The organism is Allobosea sp. Root483D1 (assembly GCF_001429505.1).
In the GTDB taxonomy this organism is placed as follows: domain Bacteria; phylum Pseudomonadota; class Alphaproteobacteria; order Rhizobiales; family Beijerinckiaceae; genus Allobosea.
The window spans coordinates 77,873-97,062 of record NZ_LMJW01000006.1; the positions used below are offsets into that span (position 1 = coordinate 77,873).

Genomic DNA, 19,190 nt, shown 5'->3' on the forward strand with positions numbered 1-19,190 from the left:
AATGAAGGCGATCCGGCCTCACTCCTGCAGCATGCGCTTCAGGAGATCGACCTCGTCATGGAGCAGGCGGTCCTCGACGATCGCCTTCTCGATCTTGCGCACCGCATGCAGCACGGTGGTGTGGTCGCGCCCGCCGAAGCGGCGGCCGATCTCAGGCAGCGAGCGCGGCGTCAGCGCCTTGGCGAGATACATCGCGATCTGGCGCGGCTTGACCACCGCCGCGGTCCGGCGCTCCGACAGGATGTCGGCGCGGCTGACATTGTAGCGGGTCGCGACCAGTTTCTGGATGTCCTCGATCTTGACCCGGCGCGGCTCGCGCGTCCGCACGAGGTCGCGGATCGCCGCCTCGGCGGTCTCCATCGTCACGCTCGCGCCGGTCAGCGTCGCATGGGCCAGGATGCGGTTGGCGGCGCCGTCGAGATCGCGGCCATTGGTGGCGACGACCTTGGCGACATAGGCGATCACGTCCGGATTGACGTGGAAGCTCGGATGAGCGGCCTTCAGCCCGTCGAGACGGATGGTCAGGATCTTGGCGCGCAGCGCCTCGTCGAGCTCGCCGATCTCGACGGCGAGCCCGCCGGCGAGCCGCGAGCGGATGCGTTCGTCGAGCGCTTCAAGATCGGCGGGCAGCCGGTCGGCGGCGACGACGATCTGCTTGCCGGCGTCGATCAGCGCGTTGATCGTGTGGCCGAACTCCTGCTGGATCGAGCGGCCCTGGATGAACTGGACGTCATCGACGATCAGGAGGTCGATGCCGCGCAGCTTCTCCTTGAAGGCGAGGGCGGTCTGCGACTTCAGCGCGGCGACGAAGCCGTACATGAAGCGGTCGGCGGTGAAATAGGCGACGCGCTTGCCGTGCTGGCGCGCATCCTGGGCGATCGCCTGGATCAGATGGGTCTTGCCGAGGCCGACCCCGGCATGGAGGTAGAGCGGGTTATAGGGCGTCGCGCCGGCCGGGGCCGCCGAGATGCGCTCGGCCGCGGCGAAGGCAAGCGCGTTCGACTTGCCGACGACGAAGCTCTGGAAGGTCATGCGGCGGTCGAGCAGCGTGCCGCAGGCGTCCATGGGATCGCGCTCGCTGGGCTGGGCGGCCGCCGAGGCGGGAGCGATCTCTGCCGTCGCGGTGGCGATGCGGGCCTGGGCCGGGCGGCCCCGCTGGGCCGACAGGTCCTGGCAGGGCTCGGCGCTTTCGCGCGCCACCTGGCGCACGGCGAGGGCGACCCCGTTGGGCGCATCGAGCTCGGCCATGCAGTGCGCCCGCAGGCGCTCGGCATAGTGGGCTTCGAGCCAGCTCTTCAGGAAGCGGGTCGGCACGGTGAGGTGGGCGACGCCATCGACGATCGCGCCGATCTCGACGCGGGCGAACCAGCTCGAGAACACGTCCTCACCGAGTTCGGCGCGCAGGCGCCGGCGGACCCTGTCCCACCGTTCCTTGATTCCGGCAACGCTCACGGTCTCACCGAGGGTGAGCCCCTTCAGCGCCGGAGAAGTCGTCGCCTCGACCAGATTGCCGGTCTCGATCCGCTCGAACATTCCAATTGCCCCGTTCATGGTCATGCGCACTTCGCCACCTGCGAAGGGAGGTTGTGCGTTATCTGGTTTTCAGGAAAAGCGCGGCTCTCTCCGCCGGCATGCGCCGTGAAGCAAGGTCACCCCAACGCTTTTCGTGGTAATGCCGCCTGGCTCGAAAATCCGGCCGCGGCCGCTCGTCATTTCAACGTTTTTAAATCTTCACGATAAACAAACGCATTCTTCCAACCCCTTTCGGTTGTAAGTCAAAACCATTAACAATTCTGTGGAGAGCCGGGTGGACATCGCTGTCCGCCCGCCGATGAAAAGGACCTTACAGGGCCGCCTCGAACGGGGGCAATATCCCCCTCAGCCGGCTTCGTGGCTCGGGGGCATTCCGACAGGTGTCTGACCTACCGGAATGTGCCTCGCAATCAGTTGGGGAAGTTAAGCTTTTCTTTACCGGGGGAGTCTCGTGCCGGCTCCGAATCTTTTTTTTCGTGGGCCGCCCCCCGCCCCATCCGGGCCCCGGCGATTCCTTCAACTGAATTGCTTTGCCCACTAAGATGATGAAAAATATGGAGGAATTTTGTGCGGTCCAAAGTCCCGTTCGGGACGATTTTCGACCTCTAAAACCGGGCTGGTGTCAAGCCGGTAAAGCAGTGGAAAGATTGCGGAATCTGCGTTGACAGCGGGTGTTGCGCCGCAGCATCGGAGCCTGCCCGAGTCGGTAGGCCGACAAACAAAAACCCGGCCTTTCGGCCGGGTTGTAAACGTCATGAAATCCGTTCTGCTGAACGGCGATCAGGAAGCCAGCGCGCCCACGCGGTGAGCCAGTCGCGAAACCTTGCGCGAGGCGGTGTTCTTGTGAACCACGCCCTTCTGCGCGGCCCGCATGATCTCTGGCTGGGCAGCCTTCAGCGCGGCGGCGGCAGCGCTCTTGTCACCGGAAGCGATCGCCTCCTCGACCTTGCGCAGATAGGTACGCACGCGGCTGCGGCGCGCCTTGTTCACTTCAGTGCGCCGCACGATCTTGCGTGCGGCCTTCTTGGCCGAAGTCGTGTTGGCCATGGTCTGTCCTCGTCCTCATCGCGGTGAGCGCCTGGCTATCGCCGGCTGGCACGACCACGAACCTTCAGGTGAAAATGCGAGCGACGGTCCTGCCGGAGCAAGACCGCCGCGAGGCCCGACCCTATAGTTCCTGCGGCGCGCGGCGTCAACGGTGGAATCGCCGACACGTTCAACCCGCCTTGTTGCGGACCGCCACGGCCTCGATCTCGACGAGATACCCATGGTGCAGTTCCGCTACCGGAACGACCGCGCGCGCCGGTCTGTGCGGCCCGAAGACCTCGGCATAGATCGCGTTGAACTCAGGCCAATGCGCGGCGCCGACCAGATAGGCGGTGACCTTGAGTACATCGGCCGGGCCGCAGCCGGCGGCGGCGAGCACCGCCAGGAGATTGTCGAGCGCCTGGCGCGCCTGTACGGCGAAGGGCTCGCCGGCGGTGTGGCTGCCGTCGGGCTGCGGCGCAAGCTGGCCCGAGACGAAGACCAGGTCCTTGTAGGCGACCGCTTGCGAGTAATGCCCCGCCGGCGCCGGCACCTCCGGCGAGAGGATCGTCTCGATCTTGCTCATGCGCTCTCGCCGATGAAGCGCGCGAAGCTGGCGAGGTCGACATTGCCGCCGCTGATGATGACGCCGACGCGCTTGCCCTCGACCGGCACGGCGCCGGTGAAGGCGGCGGCCGCGGCGAGGCAGCCGGTTGGCTCGACCACGAGCTTCATCCGTTCGGCGAAGAAGCGCATCGCCGCGATAAGCGCCGCATCCGGCACCGTGACGATATCCTCGACGAGATCGCGGATGATCGGGAAGGTGTAGTCGCCGAGGAAGGGCGTCTGCGCGCCGTCGGCAATGGTCTTGGGCACGTCGATCTTGACGATCTCGCCCTTGCGCAGCGACTGCTGGCCGTCATTGCCGGCCTCGGGCTCGACGCCATAGACCTTGCAGCCCGGGTTGAGCGCCTTTGCCGCGAGCAGCGCGCCAGCCAAAAGCCCGCCGCCGCCGAGGCAGACCAGCAGCACATCGAGCTCGCCGGCGTCCTCGATCAATTCCTTCGTCGCCGTGCCCTGGCCGGCGATAACCTCGGGATGATCATAGGGCGGGATCAGCATCAGCCCGCGCTCTGCCGCCAGCCTGTTGCCGAGCTCGAGCCGGTCCTGGGTATAGCGGTCGTAAGGAACGACCTCGGCGCCATAGCCCTTTGTCGCCGCGACTTTCGCCGCCGGCGCGTCGAGCGGCATGATGATCGTCGCCGGCGCTCCGAGCAGCTTGCTGGCATAGGCGATCGCCTGGGCATGGTTGCCGGAGGAGTAGGTCAGGACGCCGGCCTTGCGCTGTTCGGGCGTGAGCGCCGCGATCGCATTGTAGCCGCCGCGGAACTTGAAGGCGCCCATGCGCTGCAGGTTCTCGGCCTTGAAGACGAGATTGGCGCCGGTGCGCTCGTTCGCCGTGCGCGAGGTCAGCGCCGGCGTGCGGTGGGCGACGCCGGCAATGCGCTTGGCCGCCGTCTCGACGTCGGCATAGGTCGGCAGTGCGATGCCGTCGGTGGAGCGGGCTGCGGCGGTCATGACGAATCCTGCGTGCTTCAAGACAAGCCGCATGGTGTCAGCAGCGCCGCTGCGCTTTCAAGTGAAAGAAATTGGCCCCGGCCATGCGTGACGTTGATCGCCGGGGCCCTGGCTTCAGCGGTTCTTGAAGTCGGGCTTCCGCTTCTCGATGAAAGCGGCCATGCCTTCCCTCTGGTCGTGCGTGCCGAACAGTGCCGAGAAGACGCGGCGCTCGAAACGCAGGCCTTCGGCCAGCGTCGTCTCGAAGGCGCGATTGACCGATTCCTTGGCTGAAAGCAGCGAGGGCAGCGACTTGCCCGCGATCTGCTCGGCCGCCTTCAGCGCCTCGGTCATGAGGTCGGCGAGCGGCACGATGCGGGCGACGAGCCCGGCGCGTTCGGCCTCGGTCGCATCCATCAGCCGGCCGGTGAGGCAAAGGTCCATCGCCTTGGCCTTGCCGATCGCATGGGTCAGGCGCTGGGTGCCGCCGGCGCCAGGGATGACGGCGAGATTGATCTCGGGCTGGCCGAACTTGGCGTTGTCGGCGGCGATGATGAAGTCGGCCATCATCGCGAGCTCGCAGCCGCCGCCGAGCGCAAATCCTGAGACCGCGGCGATGATCGGCTTGCGGCGCTGGCCGATGCGGTCCCAATCGGCGAACTTGTCGTCGAGATAGGTGCCGGGATAACTGCGCTCCTGCATCTGCTTGATGTCGGCGCCGGCGGCGAAGGCCTTTTCCGAGCCGGTCATGACGACGCAGCCGATCTCGTCATCGCGCTCGAAACCGTCGAGCGCCGCGTTGATGTCGGCGATGAGCTGGACGTTGAGCGCATTCAGGGCCTGCGGCCGGTTCAGCGTGATGATGCCGACCTTGCCCTTCACCTCGACGAGAATGGTCTCATAAGCCATGGCGGCCTCCCGGATGCTGCTGTCGGGCCAGCATTAGCGGCGGGCGCGGGGGGAAGTCCATGCGCGCCCGTGCAAGGCTGGATGGGGCTGCGCGTTCGTGGACCAGGCGCGAGGAAACCTGCTGCCCGGTTCGGGCGTTTCATTCCGTTAGCCTTCGCGCAACCGTTCAGGGAGCCTGCCATGTCCGCCGAGACGAGAACCGATACGGCCTCGCGGCTGATCAAGGCTTCGCCGGGCGCGGTCTACAACGCCTTCGTCGATCCCGCCACGCTGTCGAAATGGCTGCCGCCCAAGGGGATGCGAGCCAGGATCGAACGGTTCGAGCCGCATCCAGGCGGCCTCTACCGCATGGTCCTGACCTATGACGATCCCACTGGAGCGCCCGGCAAGGCCAACGCCGACAGCGACATCGTCGAAGGCCGCTTCGTCGCGCTCGATCCCGGCGAGCGCATCGTCTGGGAGGTCGGCTTCGTCTCGGACGACCCGGCCTTCGCCGGCACGATGACGATGAGCTGGCGCTTCAAGGAGGTTCGCGACGGGACCGAGGTGACGATCCTGTGCGAGAATGTGCCGGCCGGCATCGGCAAGGCCGATCACGACGCCGGCTTGCGCTCGACGCTGGAGAATCTCGCCCGCTTCATCGAGACGGCCTGATCAATCCGCCGGCCCGGCCTCGGCGAGCAGGCGCTGCAGGGCCGAGGGCGTCGTGCGCGAGCGCCAGGCCGCGATCAGCCTCTCCGCATTGAGCTCGGGCGCGGCGGCCGAATTGAGCTCGGCATCATAGCGGCAGTAGCTGTGGATCTGGTGATAGTCGCGCCGGGCATCGCCGACCTTCCGGTCGCCGCGGGCAATCTCGCGGCGCTCCAGCTCGGCGAGATCGCAATGCAGGCCGACGAAGAAGACATCTTCCTTCGCGAGCAGGCGCGCCAGCCGCAGCAGCCAGGCGCGGCTCTCCATGATGTGTTCGACGATCAGATTGTTGCCGCAGCGGGCATAGGCGAAGAGCGACTGCTCGAAGCCCTCGAAGAAGGCGTCGCGCAACATGGCCCACGGGAACTCGCCGCTGCGGATGCGCGCCGTTGGCAAGACGCCGGAATCGCGCAGATGGTCGATCGAGATATGCCAGAACGGCTCTTCGATCCGGGCCCGCACCGCGCGCGCCAGCGAGGATTTGCCGCTGCTGGAAGCGCCGTTGAGCAGGATGATCTTGCCGGGCGGGCGAGGAGCGTCGGGCATCGTGGTCCTCAAGCCCGTTTCTGGCAGCTCTCGCAATAGAAGGTCGAACGCCCGGACTGGACGAGCCGCTTGACCGGATGCCCGCAGCCCGGCGTGACGCATGGATCACCCTCGCGGTCATAGACCTTGAAGCGATGCTGGAAATAGCCGAGCGAGCCGTCGGCATGGGCGAAATCGCGCAAGGTCGAGCCGCCGGCGGCGATCGCCTCCTCCAGCACGTCGCGGATGATCTGCGCCAAGAGATGCGCCTTCTCGCGCGGCTTGCCGGTCGGCGTCGCCAATGAGCCGGCCGCGGCCTCCGGGTGCAGCCCGGCGCGGAACAGGGCTTCGCAGACATAGATGTTGCCGAGGCCCGCGATCAGCCGCTGATCGAGCAGCGCTGCCTTCAGCGGGGCGATCTTACCGGAGAACAGCTTGGCCAGCAGCTCGCCCGACAATTCGTTGCCGAGCGGCTCGATGCCCATTCCGGCGAAGTGTCTGCAGGTCTCAAGCTCGGTGCGCGGTAAAAGGTCCATGAAGCCGAAGCGGCGGACGTCGTTGTAGGTAACACGCGCGCCCGAGCCGAGATGGAAGACGACATGGTCGTGGATGAGATGCCGGCCGATCTCGTTGTAATAGGCACCTGGCTCGGTCGGCTTCGTGCCGGGGGCTTCGACGATGAAGCGCCCGCTCATGCCGAGATGCATGACCAGCGCCTGCCCGTCGTCGAGATCGGCGATCAGGTACTTTGCCCGCCGCGACAGCGCCTCGATGCGCCGGTCAGTCAGCCGCTCGGCGAAGCGCTCGGGCAGCGGAAAGCGTAAGTTCGGCCGGTTCTGCTCGACCTTGGCGAAGCGCTCGCCGAGCATGGCGGGCTCCAGCCCGCGCCGGACGGTTTCGACCTCGGGGAGTTCAGGCATTAAACTGTAAGAGCCTTGAAGCCAGATGAACGTTTGACCGGTAGTTCAAACAATGAGCCCGGCGCCGCGGACCTGATGAAATTCTCCATTTCCGGCCAGCGCCAGAGCAGAGTCGATGCGACTTGGTTCGTGGGAGTTTTCTGGAAGCCTGAGGCGAGCACGAACCCTTTTAATCCGCATCGCAGCCACGCCGCTCGATTCGCCTTGTTCCGGCTAATCCTCAAATCGCTCGTTAGAACGATCCAGTCGGCAGGTCGATCCTGATGCAAGCGTTCGATCCAATCGATATCGGGAGTATCGTGACGAAAATCATAGTCCGTCATATCCCGGACATGCCGGGCGGCTCCTCCCTCAGTACGGACGTAAGCATTCAGGACTTCGGCAAGCACGGGAGAAGTGCAATTGTCGAAGAAGATTCTCACGCGGCCAAACCGTGCTCGAAATCAACAGCGCGCTGTACAGCAGCCGTACTTACACGGAAAAGCCGGGCTGCCCGAGTGACGGAGCCTTCAGCTTCCGCTGCTGCGCTCAAAATCGACGTTGGTATGCCGACACTTTCAATGATCGGCTGGCCAAATTGCCTCGCCGGATCGAGGACGATGTCGCTGGCTCGGCCTCTCGGCCACCACCGGGCAGCGATATCGGTGTCGAAATCGATACCTTTCAAGCTCGGTTCGATCACCTTGTGCATCACATACTGGCCTCGCTTGAAGAGATCGACGAGCGGCCGATCATCTTCATCTTCGCCTAGGGCCTCCAGGAGCAAGGTCCGACCGTCGGTTCTAAAACGGGACGTAGCGAATGGGTGATCGTGCTCGATCAACTCACGCGCTAGAATCAGAGCTCTGCGAACTTTCTGCGGACTCAAGCCAGCAGCGATGAAAGCGGAAGCCATTCGGCTTTGTACGAGATCGAGAAAGCCGAGATAGAGCTTGTCGTCATGTAGGTCGACCTGCCCATGCCAAAGGGGAGGGTAAGTGCGATTCCCGGAACCGTGTCCCTTAAGCCAACGCGTCAGCTTCGCAGCCGGCACCTTAATCAGGCGAGCTGCCTCCGCCGGCGTATAAAGCCCTAGGCCAATGAGAGAGGTGTCGTGCTTGGTCAAGAATGAACCCTCGGCCCAGAACTAGAATCATGCGGCGACGCGTAGGTCAACGCACGCGACATCCAGGCGATGGCGCTGACGGCACACTTTCGCTATTCATCGCCTCACCCGAACACAAGAGCGGCCCAACCGTGACAGCAGCCTCCGACACCACCCATTTCGGCTTCGAGAACGTGCCGCTCGGCGAGAAGCAGGCCAAGGTCGACGACGTCTTCCACAAGGTCGCCGGCCGCTACGACCTGATGAACGACCTGATGTCGGCCGGGCTGCACCGCGCCTGGAAGGAGGCGCTGCTGACAGCGCTGAAGCCGCCGCGTGACCGGCCCTTCCACCATCTCGACGTTGCCGGCGGCACCGGCGACGTCGCTTTCAAGGTGCTGGAGGAGGGCGGGCCGCAGACCGACGTCACCGTGCTCGACATCAACGCCGAGATGCTCAGCGTCGGGCGCGAGCGGGCGCAGAAGCGCTTTCCGGACGATGAGCGCATCCGCTTCGTCCAGGGCAATGCCGAGGAGCTGGCGCTGCCGGATGCATCCTTCGACGCCTATACGATCGCCTTCGGCATCAGGAACGTGCCGCGCATCGAGAAGGCGCTGGCCGAGGCCTATCGCGTGCTGAAGCGCGGCGGCCGCTTCCTCTGCCTCGAATTCTCCCATGTCGACGTGCCGCTGCTCGACAAGGTCTACGAGGCCTATTCCTTCAACGTCATCCCGCCGATGGGCAGGATGGTGACGGGCGAGGCCGAGCCCTACCAGTATCTGGTCGAGTCGATCCGCAAGTTCCCGCGCCCGCAGGCCTTCGCCAACATGATCGCCGAGGCAGGCTTCCGCCGCGCCAGCTTCACGCCGATGACCGGCGGGGTGGTGGCGCTGCATTCCGGCTGGAAGCTGTGACAGCACCAGCCATGCCGACCCGCCGCGTCCCCGCATGATTTCTGCGCTCGCCCATCTCGCCCGCTCGGCGCGGGTCGGTTTCGTGCTGGCCCGTGAGGGCGCGCTCGCGCTCGTCGATCCTTCTGTGCTGCCGCCGGCGGCGCGGGGATTGATCGCGCTCGGCCGCCTGATCGAGCGGCGCGGTGCCGGCTCTTCCGCGACGCGCCTTGCCGCGGCGCTGACACGGCTCGGCCCGTCCTATGTCAAGTTCGGCCAGTTCCTGGCGACGCGGCCGGACGTCGTCGGCATGAAGATCGCCGAAGATCTCTCGGCGCTGCAGGACCGGATGGCGCCCTTCCCGATGGCGCAGGCGCGCGCCGCGATCGAGGCCGCCCATGGCGAGCCGGTCGAGACGATCTTCGCCGAATTCGGCGAGCCGGTGGCAGCCGCCTCCATCGCCCAGGTCCACCGCGCCCGCCGCAAGGACGGCACAGAGGTCGCGGTCAAGATCCTGCGGCCCGGCATCCGTGACCGCTTCCATCGCGACCTCGCGGCGATGCGCTTCGGTGCTCAGCTCGCCGAGAGCCGCTCACCCGAGGCGCGGCGGCTGCGCTTCGTTGCCATCGTCGAGACGCTGGCGCGCTCCGTCACGATGGAGATGGATCTGCGCCTGGAAGCTGCGGCGCTCTCCGAATTCGCCGAGAACACCAAGGAAGACAGCGATTTTCGCGTGCCGGTGCCGGATTGGCAGCTCACCGCCCGCGAAATCCTGGTCGACGAATGGATCGACGGCATTCGCCTCTCCGATGTCGAGGCCCTGCGCGCCGCCGGCCACGACCTCCAGGCGCTCGGCCGCAACGTCATCCAGTCCTTCCTGAAGCACGCGATCCGCGACGGCTTCTTCCACGCCGACATGCACCCGGGGAACCTGTTCGTCGATGCGCAAGGCCGGCTGGTCGCGGTCGATGGCGGCATCATGGGCCGGCTTGGCCACAAGGAGCGGCGCTTCCTCGCCGAGATCCTGTTCGGCTTCATCACCCGCGACTACCGACGCGTCGCCGAAGTGCATTTCGAGGCCGGCTATGTCCCGGCCCATCACTCCATCGATGATTTCGCCCAGGCGATCCGCGCCGTCGGCGAGCCGATCCACGACCGGCGCGCCGACGAGATCTCGATGGCGAAGGTGCTGACGCTCCTGTTCGAGATCACCGGCCTGTTCGACATGGCGACGCGCACCGAGCTCGTCATGCTGCAGAAGACCATGGTCGTGGTCGAAGGCGTCGCGCGTACGCTCGATCCCCATTTGGACATGTGGACCACCGCCGAGCCGGTCGTGCGCGACTGGCTGACGCGCAATCTCGGGCCGATCGGCAAGCTCGAGGATGCCGGCCGCAGCGTGCGCACGCTTGCGGCCAGCCTCGCCAACCTGCCGGAGACGGTCGGCCGGGCCGAGCGCGTGCTGGGACAGCTCGAGGATGCCTCGCGCCACGGCTTCTCGCTCGACGAAGCCAGCGTCCAGGCGATCGGCCGGGCGGAAGCCGCGCGCAATCGCTGGGGCAACTGGGCGCTCTGGCTGATCGCGGCGCTGCTGGCGTGGATGGTGTTCTTCGACTAGCGCAGGACAGTCGCCTCAACAGGGCGCGACTGGAAACCATTTTAGCGGTTTCAGCTTTACAAGCGCCGGTCCCTCGGGATTCCTTTACGGCAAGGCCGGGGCTGACTTCGCATGGCGCACGCGCCCGAGCGACAGCAACCAAAGAGCCGCTTTCCTCAGGTTGCGTCGTTCAGGAGTCGCGTCATGCATCGCCTTCTCGGCATTCTGGCCTTTCTATGCGCGTCTTTCGCCGGGCTCGCCTCGGCTCAGGCCAAGCTCGATGTTCGCGTCGACATCGCCGCCCAGCGCATGACGGTGGCCACCAGCGACGGCGAGGTCCATAGCTGGGCGATCTCGTCCGGCCGCAAGGGCTTCCGCTCGCCCAACGGCGTCTATCGCCCGACCCGGCTCGAGCGCAGCTGGTATTCGCGCAAATACGGTGGCGCGATGCCCTATGCGGTGTTCTTCCGCGGCGGCTACGCCATCCACGGTACGACGGCCGTCGGCGCGCTCGGCCGCCCGGCTTCGCATGGCTGTATTCGCCTTCACCCCGCCAATGCCGCCAAGCTCTTCGCGTTGGTCAAGAAGCACGGCGCCGGCGGCACCCGCATCGCGCTGAACGGCGCTGCGACCGATAATCTCTCGCGCTTCGCCAAGACGTCCTCGGGCTCGAAGCACAAGATCGCCAACGCCAAGATCAAGACGCAGAAGGCCGTGCTGACCGCCAAGCAGCAGCGCCAGGGCCCCGCCTGGGGCGAGGCCCGCGAGCAGATGCTGCTCAGGCCGGCAATTCCCGCTGGCGCGATCGGCTTCCAGCCCGTGACCGGACCAAGCTGGCGTTAGATCGCTTCGGCGGCGATCCGAACCCAGCCTTCCAGCGTCTCGCCGGGCTGAAGCCGGGCGAGCGGCGAGGCCTCGCGCACGATTCGTTCGCTCGGCGCGCCGGCGGCATGGCTTTGCGGCTCGACACAGAGGAAATCGGCGCCGGCCGGCGCCCAGACCACCGGACAGCGCAGGCTCTCGCTCGCGGTGATCGTGATGGCGAGGCCGGTCGAGGGCGTCTCGATCCGGGCGATGCCGTCCCAACCCAAGAAGCTCCAGGCACTCTCGGCGCCGGTGGCGAAGGCCGGGCCATCGGCATAGGGGCCGCCATCGGCGAAGGCTTGCGTGCCGGTGGCGCGGAACTGGTCGCCGAAGATCAGCGCGCCGGTCGCAGTCGTGGTGAGGCGCGTGTCGGCGGCGCAGGGAAACCAGGGATGCAGGCCCATGCCGAACGGTAGGGCCTGGTTGGCCTCGTTCGTCAGCGAAAGCGCGACGGTCATACCGCTCGCATCGAGCAGGATCTCCTGTCTCGCCAGGTAGCGGTAGGGATCCGGGCCGGCCGTACGGCGATGCGCCAGCACGGTATGGCCGCTGTCCTGCCGCTCCACCTGCCAGGCGGACTGCCAGCCGAAGCCATGGATCGTGCCGGCGGGATTGTTGGGCGGCACTGTGAAGCGGGTATGGCCGTCGTCGACCAGGCTGTCGAAGGCGCGGTTGGCGAAGGGCAGCATCGCCCAGGCCCCGAACTTGTTGGGAGTCTCCGTCTGCGGCGCGAGCCCCGCCGGCGCGTGCAGCAGCGGATGCGTCCTGCCATCCGGCCCCCGCCATTCGAGCGCAGCGATCGTGCCGCCGGCGTCCGGGGCGATGCGGGCGGTGTACCCGCCGGATGAGAGGGAGAGCATTCGGACGTCCTTCAGGCAATCGCATGCGGCAGCGGGTCAGCATGGTATGCGCCCGCGACGGGACGTTCGTCTCGCCCTCGTCCCTCGTCAAGGATGGAAGCCGGACGGGGGGCGATCCGGCTGAAGGCCTTGCCTTTCACCGCGGCGCTGGCCGAGACTCAACCGTTCGGCCCGGCGGGGGATTCGCCATCCTGCCGGACCCACGCACCCGCAATGCCCCAGGAGCAGCGGCATGAGTCTGATCTACCCGCGCGAGGGGCAAAAAGCCCATCCGTTGAACACGTCGCCGGACTATGGCAGCACGCTGAAGCGGGCGCCGTCACAGCCGCTGATCCTCCTGCCGCACACGCTGTCGGAGACCACCGGTCCGGTCTTCGGCCATGTCGCGGTCTCGGACATCGACAGCGACCTGACGCGGCGCCATGCCGGCGAACCGCTCGGCGAGCGCATCATCGTCACCGGCCGCGTCCTCGACGAGGATGGCCGCCCGGTGCCGCATGCGCTGATCGAGATCTGGCAGGCCAATTCTGCCGGCCGCTATGTCCATGTCCGCGACCAGCACCCGGCGCCGCTCGACCCGAATTTCACCGGGGCGGGGCGCGCCGTCACCGACGCCGAGGGGCGTTACCGCTTCGTCACGATCAAGCCCGGCGCCTATCCCTGGCGCAACCACCACAATGCCTGGCGGCCGGCACATATCCATTTCTCCCTGTTCGGGCCGAGCTTCCTCTCGCGCGTGATCACTCAGATGTATTTCCCGGGCGATCCGCTCTTCCGCTTCGACCCGATCTTCCAGTCGATCACCGACGAGCGGGCGCGCAACCGGCTGATCTCGCGCTTCGACATCGACACCACCGAGCCGGAATGGGCGCTCGCCTACCAGTTCGATATCGTGTTGCGCGGCCGCGAGGCGACGCCGACGGAGGAGCCGCATGAACACTGAGAAGCCGGACGGCCTGACCCCGTCCCAGACCATCGGCCCCTTCTTCGCCTATGCGCTGACGCCGCGCGCCTATGGCGGGCCGGAGCTCGCCAGTGAGCAGGTCGCCGGCGAGGGCGTCGCTGGCGAGCGCATCCGCATCGAGGGCACGGTCTTCGACGGCGACGGCGTAATCGTCGGCGACGCGATGATCGAGACCTGGCAGGCCGATGCCGAGGGCCGTTTCAATGCTGTGGGCAATGCCGGTTTCACCGGCTTCGGCCGGGCCGAGACCACTGCCGAGGGGGCCTTCTTCATCGAGACGATCCGGCCCGGCGCCCTGCCGGGGCCGAACGGGAGCACACAGGCGCCGCATCTGACCGTCTCGGTCTTCGCCCGCGGTCTGCTGATCCGGTTGGCGACGCGGATCTATTTCGACGATGAGCCCGGCAATGCGCAGGACCCGGTTCTGGCGCTTGTACCGGCCGAGCGTCGAAGCACGCTGATCGCAAGACGCGGCACGGACGGCGTCTTCCGCTTCGACATCCGCCTGCAGGGCGAAGGTGAGACGGTGTTCTTCGATGTCTGACCCTTGCGGGCTTGACCGGACCGTGCCGCATGGGGAGATTCCCGGCCCTTTCGCCGCGCTTCGACCGGGAGATCCGTCGGTGCGTGTATTCTGCCGGAGCCTGCCATGCCCAAACCCCTGATCGCGCTCGACTGGGGCACGACGCGCGCCCGCGCCTTCCTCCTTGGCGAGGATGGCGCCGTGCTGGCGAAACGCGTCGCCGATCGCGGCATCCAATCGGTGCCGGCCGGTGGCTTCCCCGCCGCCTTCGCCGAGATCGCCGGCGAATTCCGCCAGGCGCGGCCTGACGCTGCGGTGCTGCTCGCCGGCATGGTCGGCAGCCGCAATGGCTGGGTCGAGGCGCCCTATGTCGCCTGTCCGGCTAGCCCTGAGGAGATCGCGGCCGCCGGCCTCGCCGTCACGCTCGACGACGGCACGCGCGCGACCGTGCTGCCCGGCCTGTCCTGCGACGAAGGCGCCTTCGACGTCATGCGCGGCGAGGAGACGCTGATCGTCGGCCTCGGCCTGACCGACGGCGTCGCCTGCCTGCCCGGCACGCATTCGAAATGGGCTGAGGTCAAGGGCGGCCGCATCACCCGCTTCGCCAGCTTCATGACCGGCGAGATCTACGGCCTGTTGCGCGAGCACTCGATCCTGTCGCGTCTGGCGAGCGAGCCGAAGGATGGCGATGCAGCCGAGGGCATGCGGCGCGGGCTTGCCGCGGCGCAGCGGCCCGGCGGCCTGCTCAACGCCGCCTTCCATGCGCGCAGCGAGATTCTGGGAGGGCGCATGGAAGGCGGTGCTGTCGGCCCCTATCTCTCCGCTCTGCTGGTGGCGCAGGAGATCGAAGGCGCCCGCGCCCTGTTTGGCGGTCTCGACAACCTGCATCTCGTGGCAGATGGCGTGCTCGCCGGGAGCTATGGCCGGGCGCTCGCCGCCGCCGGCCTCGATCATGGCCTGACCACGCCCGAGGACGCCTTCGTCGCCGGCGTCACCCGGCTCGCCCGGGGCAATCAGGCATGATCACCGTCTTCGGCTCGCTCAATGTCGATCTCGTGACGCCGGTCGAGCGCCTGCCCGGCGCGGGCGAAACCGTGCTCGGTCCGGGCTATGCGCTGCATCCCGGCGGCAAGGGTGCCAATCAGGCGCTGGCGGCCCGTCGTGCCGGCGCCGAGGTGACAATGGTCGGAGCGGTCGGTCGCGACGGCTTCGCCGAGATCGCACTCGGGCTCCTCGCCGAGGACGGAGTCGACCTCTCCCATGTCGCGCGCGTCGAGGCGCCGACCGGCGCGGCCTTCATCGCCGTCGATGCCGCCGGCCACAACCAGATCGTCGTTGCCGCCGGCGCCAATGCGCTGGCGAAGGCCGATGCCGTCGAGACCCTGGAGCCTGGCGAGGGCGACCTGCTCCTGCTCCAGCGCGAGGTGCCGGAGGATGAATGCTTGCGTGCCGCGCGGGCGATGCGGGCCGGCGGCGGGCGGGTGATCCTCAATCTCGCCCCGGCCGGCGAGCCAGCGCCGGAGCTGTTGGCGCTCACCGACATCCTGATCGTCAACGAGCATGAGGCGCTGATCCTCGCCGGCTCGCTCGGCTGGGCCGAGACCGAACCCGATGTGATCGCGCAGCGCACCGACGGCGAGCGCGGCATCGCCTGCATCGTCACGCTGGGCGCTGCCGGCGCGGTCGGCTGGCATGGCGGTGTCCGGCGCCGGCTCGAGGCGCCGGTGGTCGAGGTCGTCGACACCGTCGCGGCCGGAGACAGTTTTGTCGGCGCCTTCGCCGCGGCGCTGCAGGCCGGCTTCGGCTTCTCTGGCGCGCTTCAGCGCGGGCTTGCCGCCGGCACGCTCGCCTGCACCGTCGCCGGCGCCCAGCCGAGCGTGCCCCGGCGCGCGGCGATCGAAGCGCTGGCCGGCAAGAGCTTCCTATAAGGCTGCGTCCTGGCGGTCGGCTCGGCATTCCGCTTCGGCCGCGGATCGGCTATGCCGGCCTTGCGTCCTTGCCCTGTCGTGCTCAGGCTGCATTCATGTAGCCTGTGGCCTGTCCGTTCCGCACACGTCAGCTGCATGGTTTCCGCGCAGGCCTCGTTGCCGCGCTCCTCGAAGATGGATGGCCCGATGTTTCCGAAGCCCCTGCCCGAGCTCTTCCCCAACACCTTCGACTACGAATCGCTGCCGATGGTGAAGCCGACCGGCTTCCGCGAATACGATGCGCGCTGGTTCTTCGGGAAAGAGCTCAACCTGATGGGCGTGCAGGCCGTCGGCATGGGTCTCGGCACGCTGATCAAGCGCATGGGCGTCAAGCCCGAGATCGTGACTGCCCACGACTTCCGCAGCTATTCCTCCTCGATCAAGATGGCGCTGGTCACCGGCCTGATGGCCGCCGGCTGCAAGGTCCACGATATCGGCCTCGCCATGTCGCCCATGGCCTATTTCGCCCAGTTCGAGCTCGACGTGCCCTGCGTCGCCATGGTCACCGCCTCGCATAACGACAATGGCTGGACCGGCATCAAGATGGGTGCGCAGCGCCCGGTCACCTTCGGCCCCGACGAGATGGGGCAGTTGCGCGACATCGTGCTCGCCGGCGATTTCGACCTCTCCGGCGGCGGTTCCTACGCCTTCGTGCCCGACTTCCCGGCGCGCTACATCGCCGACCTGACCAACCGTCCGAAGATCAAGCGCAAGCTCAAGGTCATCGCCGCCTGCGGCAACGGCACGGCCGGCGCCTTCGCCCCGCAGATCCTGGAGGCGCTGGGCTGCGAGGTCATCCCGATGGATGCCGAGCTCGACCACACCTTCCCCCGCTACAATCCGAATCCCGAAGACATGAAGATGCTGCACGCCATGGCCGATGCCGTGAAGCAGCATGGCGCCGATGTCGCGCTCGGCTTCGACGGTGACGGCGACCGCTGCGGCGTCGTCGACAACCATGGCGAGGAAATCTTCGCCGACAAGATCGGCGTGATGCTGGCGCGCGACCTCGGCAGGCTCAACCCGGGCGCGCAGTTCGTCGTCGACGTCAAGTCGACCGGCCTGTTCTCGACCGATCCGGAACTGCAGAGGCTCGGCGTCAAGACCGATTACTGGAAGACCGGCCACTCCTACATCAAGCGCCGGGTCCGCGACCTCAACGCGCTCGCTGGCTTCGAGAAGTCCGGCCACTTTTTCTTCAACGCGCCGGTCGGACGCGGCTATGACGACGGCGTCGTGACCGCGATCGCCGTGATCGACATGCTCGACCGCAATCCGGACAAGTCGATGGCCGAGCTCTATGCTGCAGTGCCGAAGACCTGGGGCACGCCGACCATGGCGGCCAAATGCGCCGACGAGATCAAATACGGGGTCAGCGACAAGATCACCAAGCGGATCCAGGCGATGCAGGCCGCGGGCGACAAGATCGCAGGGCAGAAGATCGTCGACGTCATCACCGTCAACGGCGTCCGCGTCGTCAACGAGGACGGCACCTGGGGCCTGGTCCGGGCGTCCTCGAACAAGCCGGAGCTGGTCGTGGTCTGCGAGAGCCCGGTCTCGGAGGCGCGCATGCGCGAGATGTTCAAGGCGATCGACGGCGTGCTGCGCGAGAACCCGGAAGTCGGCGCCTACAACCAGACGATCTGACGAACCCGCTCGCGAGCGGGGCGGAGAAGTTACTTCTTCTCAGCCCCGGTCGCCGCGGCGTTGCGGGCGCCGCTTTGCCCGCTGGTGCTTTCGAAGAATGTCTTGGAATCGCCGAGCTGCGCGCTCGGTTGGCAGGCCGGCGAGCAGGAATAGCTCTCGCGCTCGAGGCCGCGCTGCACGGTCAGGATCGAATCGCTGGCGGCGCCGACGCGCACGGTGGATTCCGCCAGCAATGCGCCGGTCGCGTCGAGCGCGATCAGGTTGGTGACGCCGTAGCTCTTGCCGGTGACGATCATCACGCCGTTGCGCTGGACGGTGACGTCCGCGATCGCCGGATTGCCGACGATGACCGTCTGCGCCTTCTCGGGCAGGCGCAGCACCTTGGCGTGGTCGACCACCACCTGGACCGCCTCGCCGCCATCGGTCCTTGTGTCCGGAGCCGGCGCGGGGACGAGCCTGGCTTGCGCGTGGGCGTGGTCAGCCGCGCCACTCAGTCCGGCGGCTCCGACGAGCCCGGCGCAGACGAGGGTCAGGAAAGATTTGGAGAGCCGCGATCCCGGCATCGCAATGGACATCGCCCGCGCCTCAAGGTTTCGAACAGGCCGAGCAAAGCCGAAAATGATGAACCATTCCCTAAGATGGCGATTTTCGATGGCGGATGATGCGGCGCCTCGCCATGGAAGCCTGGCGGTGCTTAGTGAAGGGCACAGGCGAACACGGAAGGCGGCTCACATAGCGTAGCGTAATATTTGGCAATATCAGTTTGAGGTTCGATGTAGAACTGGATTATGGAAAGTCTTATACCAAGCGTTAACTGCGACAGTGCGCTAAAAGCATATTAACCATCGAACGAAGACCTGCAAAATTCGGCGAATTATTGGGTCGCCTTAACTGATCAGCAAGACGGGCGCCGTAGTGTCACTCCTGTCGCTGACCGAAGCCACCTAGAGCGAAGGCAGCAGTCAAACGTGGTGCAAAAGGAGACTACCATGAAGAACCTGTTCACGCGCTTCGCCAAGGACGAGTCGGGCGCCACCGCCATCGAGTACGGCCTGATCGCCGCCCTGATCTCGGTCGTCTGCATCGCCACCTGGCGCCTCATCGGCCCGGCGCTCGAGGCGAAGTACACGGAAATTCTGACCGCCCTGACCACCTGAGCTAGTCGAGCGGGGGCGAGGCTACCAACTCAAGCGCCCGGACAATGTTCCGGGCGCACGCGTTTTAGGAGTATCGCCCGTAGACGCACAACCGCGGCTGCAGTGCCACTGCCCAGATTGTCGAATGCGATGCACGACCCGACGTAAGGCGGAGTTGTGGCGTCCCTCTCGTCCCAACCCGGAGCGAGCCCAAGCGAAGGTACTTGGGGGACCGCGATGTTGAAGGAGGTTGCCATGAAGAGCCCGTTTGCGCGCTTCCTCAGCGATCAGTCCGGAACGACTGCTATGGAGTATGGCTTGATTGCATCGATCATCTCGATCGCTTGCGTCGCCACCTGGACGCTCATCGGGCCGGCGATCGACGCGTGGTTTCAGGAAGTCCTCAGGCGTATTGTGTAGGCTGCGTGCGAGAGGTCGCGGATCGCTCAGGGGCGCCGGCAACCGCACAGCAAGCCTCAGCTAACGCTTTGGTGATCA

General features: G+C 66.5%; 22 protein-coding genes. 11 read left to right on the plus strand and 11 right to left on the minus strand.

The annotated features are described in order from the left end of the window. Positions 1-18: 18 nt before the first annotated feature. The 5 genes from dnaA to ASE66_RS09415 form a co-directional block, all read right to left on the minus strand. Entirely contained in the window at positions 19-1,557 is a 1,539-nt protein-coding gene (dnaA, locus tag ASE66_RS09395; RefSeq protein WP_244494846.1) for a chromosomal replication initiator protein DnaA, read from the minus strand. Between the two features lie 756 nt (positions 1,558-2,313). Further along, complete coding sequence (gene rpsT / locus ASE66_RS09400) at positions 2,314-2,580, minus strand: 30S ribosomal protein S20 (RefSeq protein ID WP_057189365.1); 267 nt, start codon at positions 2,578-2,580, stop codon at positions 2,314-2,316. Positions 2,581-2,749: 169 nt separating this feature from the next. Continuing rightward, the gene (locus ASE66_RS09405; protein WP_057189366.1) at positions 2,750-3,145 is read right to left on the minus strand and encodes a RidA family protein; all 396 of its coding nucleotides are present in this window, start codon (positions 3,143-3,145) and stop codon (positions 2,750-2,752) included. Continuing rightward, positions 3,142-4,137: a threo-3-hydroxy-L-aspartate ammonia-lyase gene (locus ASE66_RS09410; protein WP_057189445.1), complete on the minus strand. Its 996-nt coding sequence runs from the start codon at positions 4,135-4,137 to the stop codon at positions 3,142-3,144. Before ASE66_RS09410 ends, ASE66_RS09405 begins: the two co-directional genes overlap by 4 nt. A 114-nt stretch (positions 4,138-4,251) precedes the next feature. Beyond that, on the minus strand, positions 4,252-5,025 hold the full coding sequence (locus ASE66_RS09415; protein ID WP_057189367.1) for an enoyl-CoA hydratase: 774 nt from the start codon (positions 5,023-5,025) through the stop codon (positions 4,252-4,254). Positions 5,026-5,205: 180 nt separating this feature from the next. Here ASE66_RS09415 and ASE66_RS09420 point away from each other — a divergent pair, with 180 nt between their 5' ends. After that, on the plus strand, positions 5,206-5,679 hold the full coding sequence (locus tag ASE66_RS09420) for an SRPBCC family protein (RefSeq protein ID WP_057189368.1): 474 nt from the start codon (positions 5,206-5,208) through the stop codon (positions 5,677-5,679). Here ASE66_RS09420 and ASE66_RS09425 read toward each other — a convergent pair whose 3' ends face one another. Genes ASE66_RS09425 through ASE66_RS09435 form a run of 4 tightly spaced genes read right to left on the minus strand, consistent with a single transcriptional unit; the run spans position 5,680 to position 8,265 of the window. Next, the gene (locus tag ASE66_RS09425) at positions 5,680-6,261 is read right to left on the minus strand and encodes a chloramphenicol phosphotransferase CPT family protein (RefSeq protein WP_057189369.1); all 582 of its coding nucleotides are present in this window, start codon (positions 6,259-6,261) and stop codon (positions 5,680-5,682) included. A gap of 8 nt (positions 6,262-6,269) precedes the next feature. Beyond that, positions 6,270-7,160 (minus strand): bifunctional DNA-formamidopyrimidine glycosylase/DNA-(apurinic or apyrimidinic site) lyase, encoded by an 891-nt coding sequence (gene mutM, locus ASE66_RS09430; protein WP_057189370.1) that lies wholly within the window; start codon positions 7,158-7,160, stop codon positions 6,270-6,272. Then, on the minus strand, positions 7,160-7,582 hold the full coding sequence (locus ASE66_RS33950) for a hypothetical protein (RefSeq protein WP_162262468.1): 423 nt from the start codon (positions 7,580-7,582) through the stop codon (positions 7,160-7,162). The genes mutM and ASE66_RS33950 overlap by 1 nt, the downstream gene beginning before the upstream one ends. Further along, positions 7,579-8,265, minus strand: coding sequence for a hypothetical protein (locus tag ASE66_RS09435; RefSeq protein WP_057189371.1), 687 nt, complete (start codon positions 8,263-8,265; stop codon positions 7,579-7,581). The genes ASE66_RS33950 and ASE66_RS09435 overlap by 4 nt, the downstream gene beginning before the upstream one ends. 131 nt (positions 8,266-8,396) lie before the next feature. Here ASE66_RS09435 and ubiE point away from each other — a divergent pair, with 131 nt between their 5' ends. From ubiE to ASE66_RS31300, 3 genes are all read left to right on the plus strand, one after another. Continuing rightward, positions 8,397-9,158, plus strand: a complete 762-nt coding sequence (ubiE, locus tag ASE66_RS09440) for a bifunctional demethylmenaquinone methyltransferase/2-methoxy-6-polyprenyl-1,4-benzoquinol methylase UbiE (protein WP_057189372.1) — start codon at positions 8,397-8,399, stop codon at positions 9,156-9,158. Between the two features lie 34 nt (positions 9,159-9,192). Continuing rightward, the gene (ubiB, locus tag ASE66_RS09445) at positions 9,193-10,752 is read left to right on the plus strand and encodes a 2-polyprenylphenol 6-hydroxylase (RefSeq protein ID WP_057189373.1); all 1,560 of its coding nucleotides are present in this window, start codon (positions 9,193-9,195) and stop codon (positions 10,750-10,752) included. A gap of 183 nt (positions 10,753-10,935) precedes the next feature. Then, positions 10,936-11,574, plus strand: a complete 639-nt coding sequence (locus tag ASE66_RS31300; protein ID WP_082613314.1) for a L,D-transpeptidase — start codon at positions 10,936-10,938, stop codon at positions 11,572-11,574. On the opposite strand, the gene ASE66_RS09455 is transcribed toward ASE66_RS31300, so the two are convergent. After that, on the minus strand, positions 11,571-12,455 hold the full coding sequence (locus ASE66_RS09455; protein WP_057189374.1) for a hypothetical protein: 885 nt from the start codon (positions 12,453-12,455) through the stop codon (positions 11,571-11,573). The genes ASE66_RS31300 and ASE66_RS09455 overlap by 4 nt on opposite strands. Before the next feature lie 232 nt (positions 12,456-12,687). On the opposite strand from ASE66_RS09455, the gene pcaH reads away from it, so the two are divergent. The 5 genes from pcaH (at position 12,688) to ASE66_RS09480 (ending at position 17,556) form a co-directional block, all read left to right on the plus strand. Continuing rightward, entirely contained in the window at positions 12,688-13,398 is a 711-nt protein-coding gene (pcaH, locus tag ASE66_RS09460; RefSeq protein ID WP_057189375.1) for a protocatechuate 3,4-dioxygenase subunit beta, read from the plus strand. Further along, a complete protein-coding gene (pcaG, locus tag ASE66_RS09465) occupies positions 13,388-13,963 on the plus strand; it encodes a protocatechuate 3,4-dioxygenase subunit alpha (RefSeq protein ID WP_057189376.1) in 576 nt (191 codons plus the stop codon). Before pcaH ends, pcaG begins: the two co-directional genes overlap by 11 nt. A 105-nt stretch (positions 13,964-14,068) precedes the next feature. Next, positions 14,069-14,965 carry a 2-dehydro-3-deoxygalactonokinase gene (locus ASE66_RS09470; protein ID WP_057189377.1) on the plus strand — a complete coding sequence of 299 codons (897 nt, stop codon included), beginning with the start codon at positions 14,069-14,071 and terminating at the stop codon, positions 14,963-14,965. Further along, positions 14,962-15,870 carry a ribokinase gene (locus tag ASE66_RS09475; protein ID WP_057189378.1) on the plus strand — a complete coding sequence of 303 codons (909 nt, stop codon included), beginning with the start codon at positions 14,962-14,964 and terminating at the stop codon, positions 15,868-15,870. The genes ASE66_RS09470 and ASE66_RS09475 overlap by 4 nt, the downstream gene beginning before the upstream one ends. 186 nt (positions 15,871-16,056) lie before the next feature. Further along, positions 16,057-17,556, plus strand: coding sequence for a phosphomannomutase/phosphoglucomutase (locus ASE66_RS09480; RefSeq protein WP_057189446.1), 1,500 nt, complete (start codon positions 16,057-16,059; stop codon positions 17,554-17,556). 29 nt (positions 17,557-17,585) lie between these two features. Here the strand turns inward: ASE66_RS09480 and ASE66_RS09485 are convergent, their stop codons facing one another. Then, positions 17,586-18,131: a pilus assembly protein N-terminal domain-containing protein gene (locus ASE66_RS09485; protein WP_244494847.1), complete on the minus strand. Its 546-nt coding sequence runs from the start codon at positions 18,129-18,131 to the stop codon at positions 17,586-17,588. Between the two features lie 414 nt (positions 18,132-18,545). Between ASE66_RS09485 and ASE66_RS31305 the strand changes: the two genes are divergently transcribed. Together ASE66_RS31305 and ASE66_RS09490 are read left to right on the plus strand one after the other, a co-directional pair. Beyond that, positions 18,546-18,713, plus strand: coding sequence for a Flp family type IVb pilin (locus ASE66_RS31305; protein WP_082613315.1), 168 nt, complete (start codon positions 18,546-18,548; stop codon positions 18,711-18,713). A 234-nt stretch (positions 18,714-18,947) separates the two neighbouring features. Further along, positions 18,948-19,112: a Flp family type IVb pilin gene (locus ASE66_RS09490; protein WP_082613330.1), complete on the plus strand. Its 165-nt coding sequence runs from the start codon at positions 18,948-18,950 to the stop codon at positions 19,110-19,112. Positions 19,113-19,190: the final 78 nt, after the last annotated feature.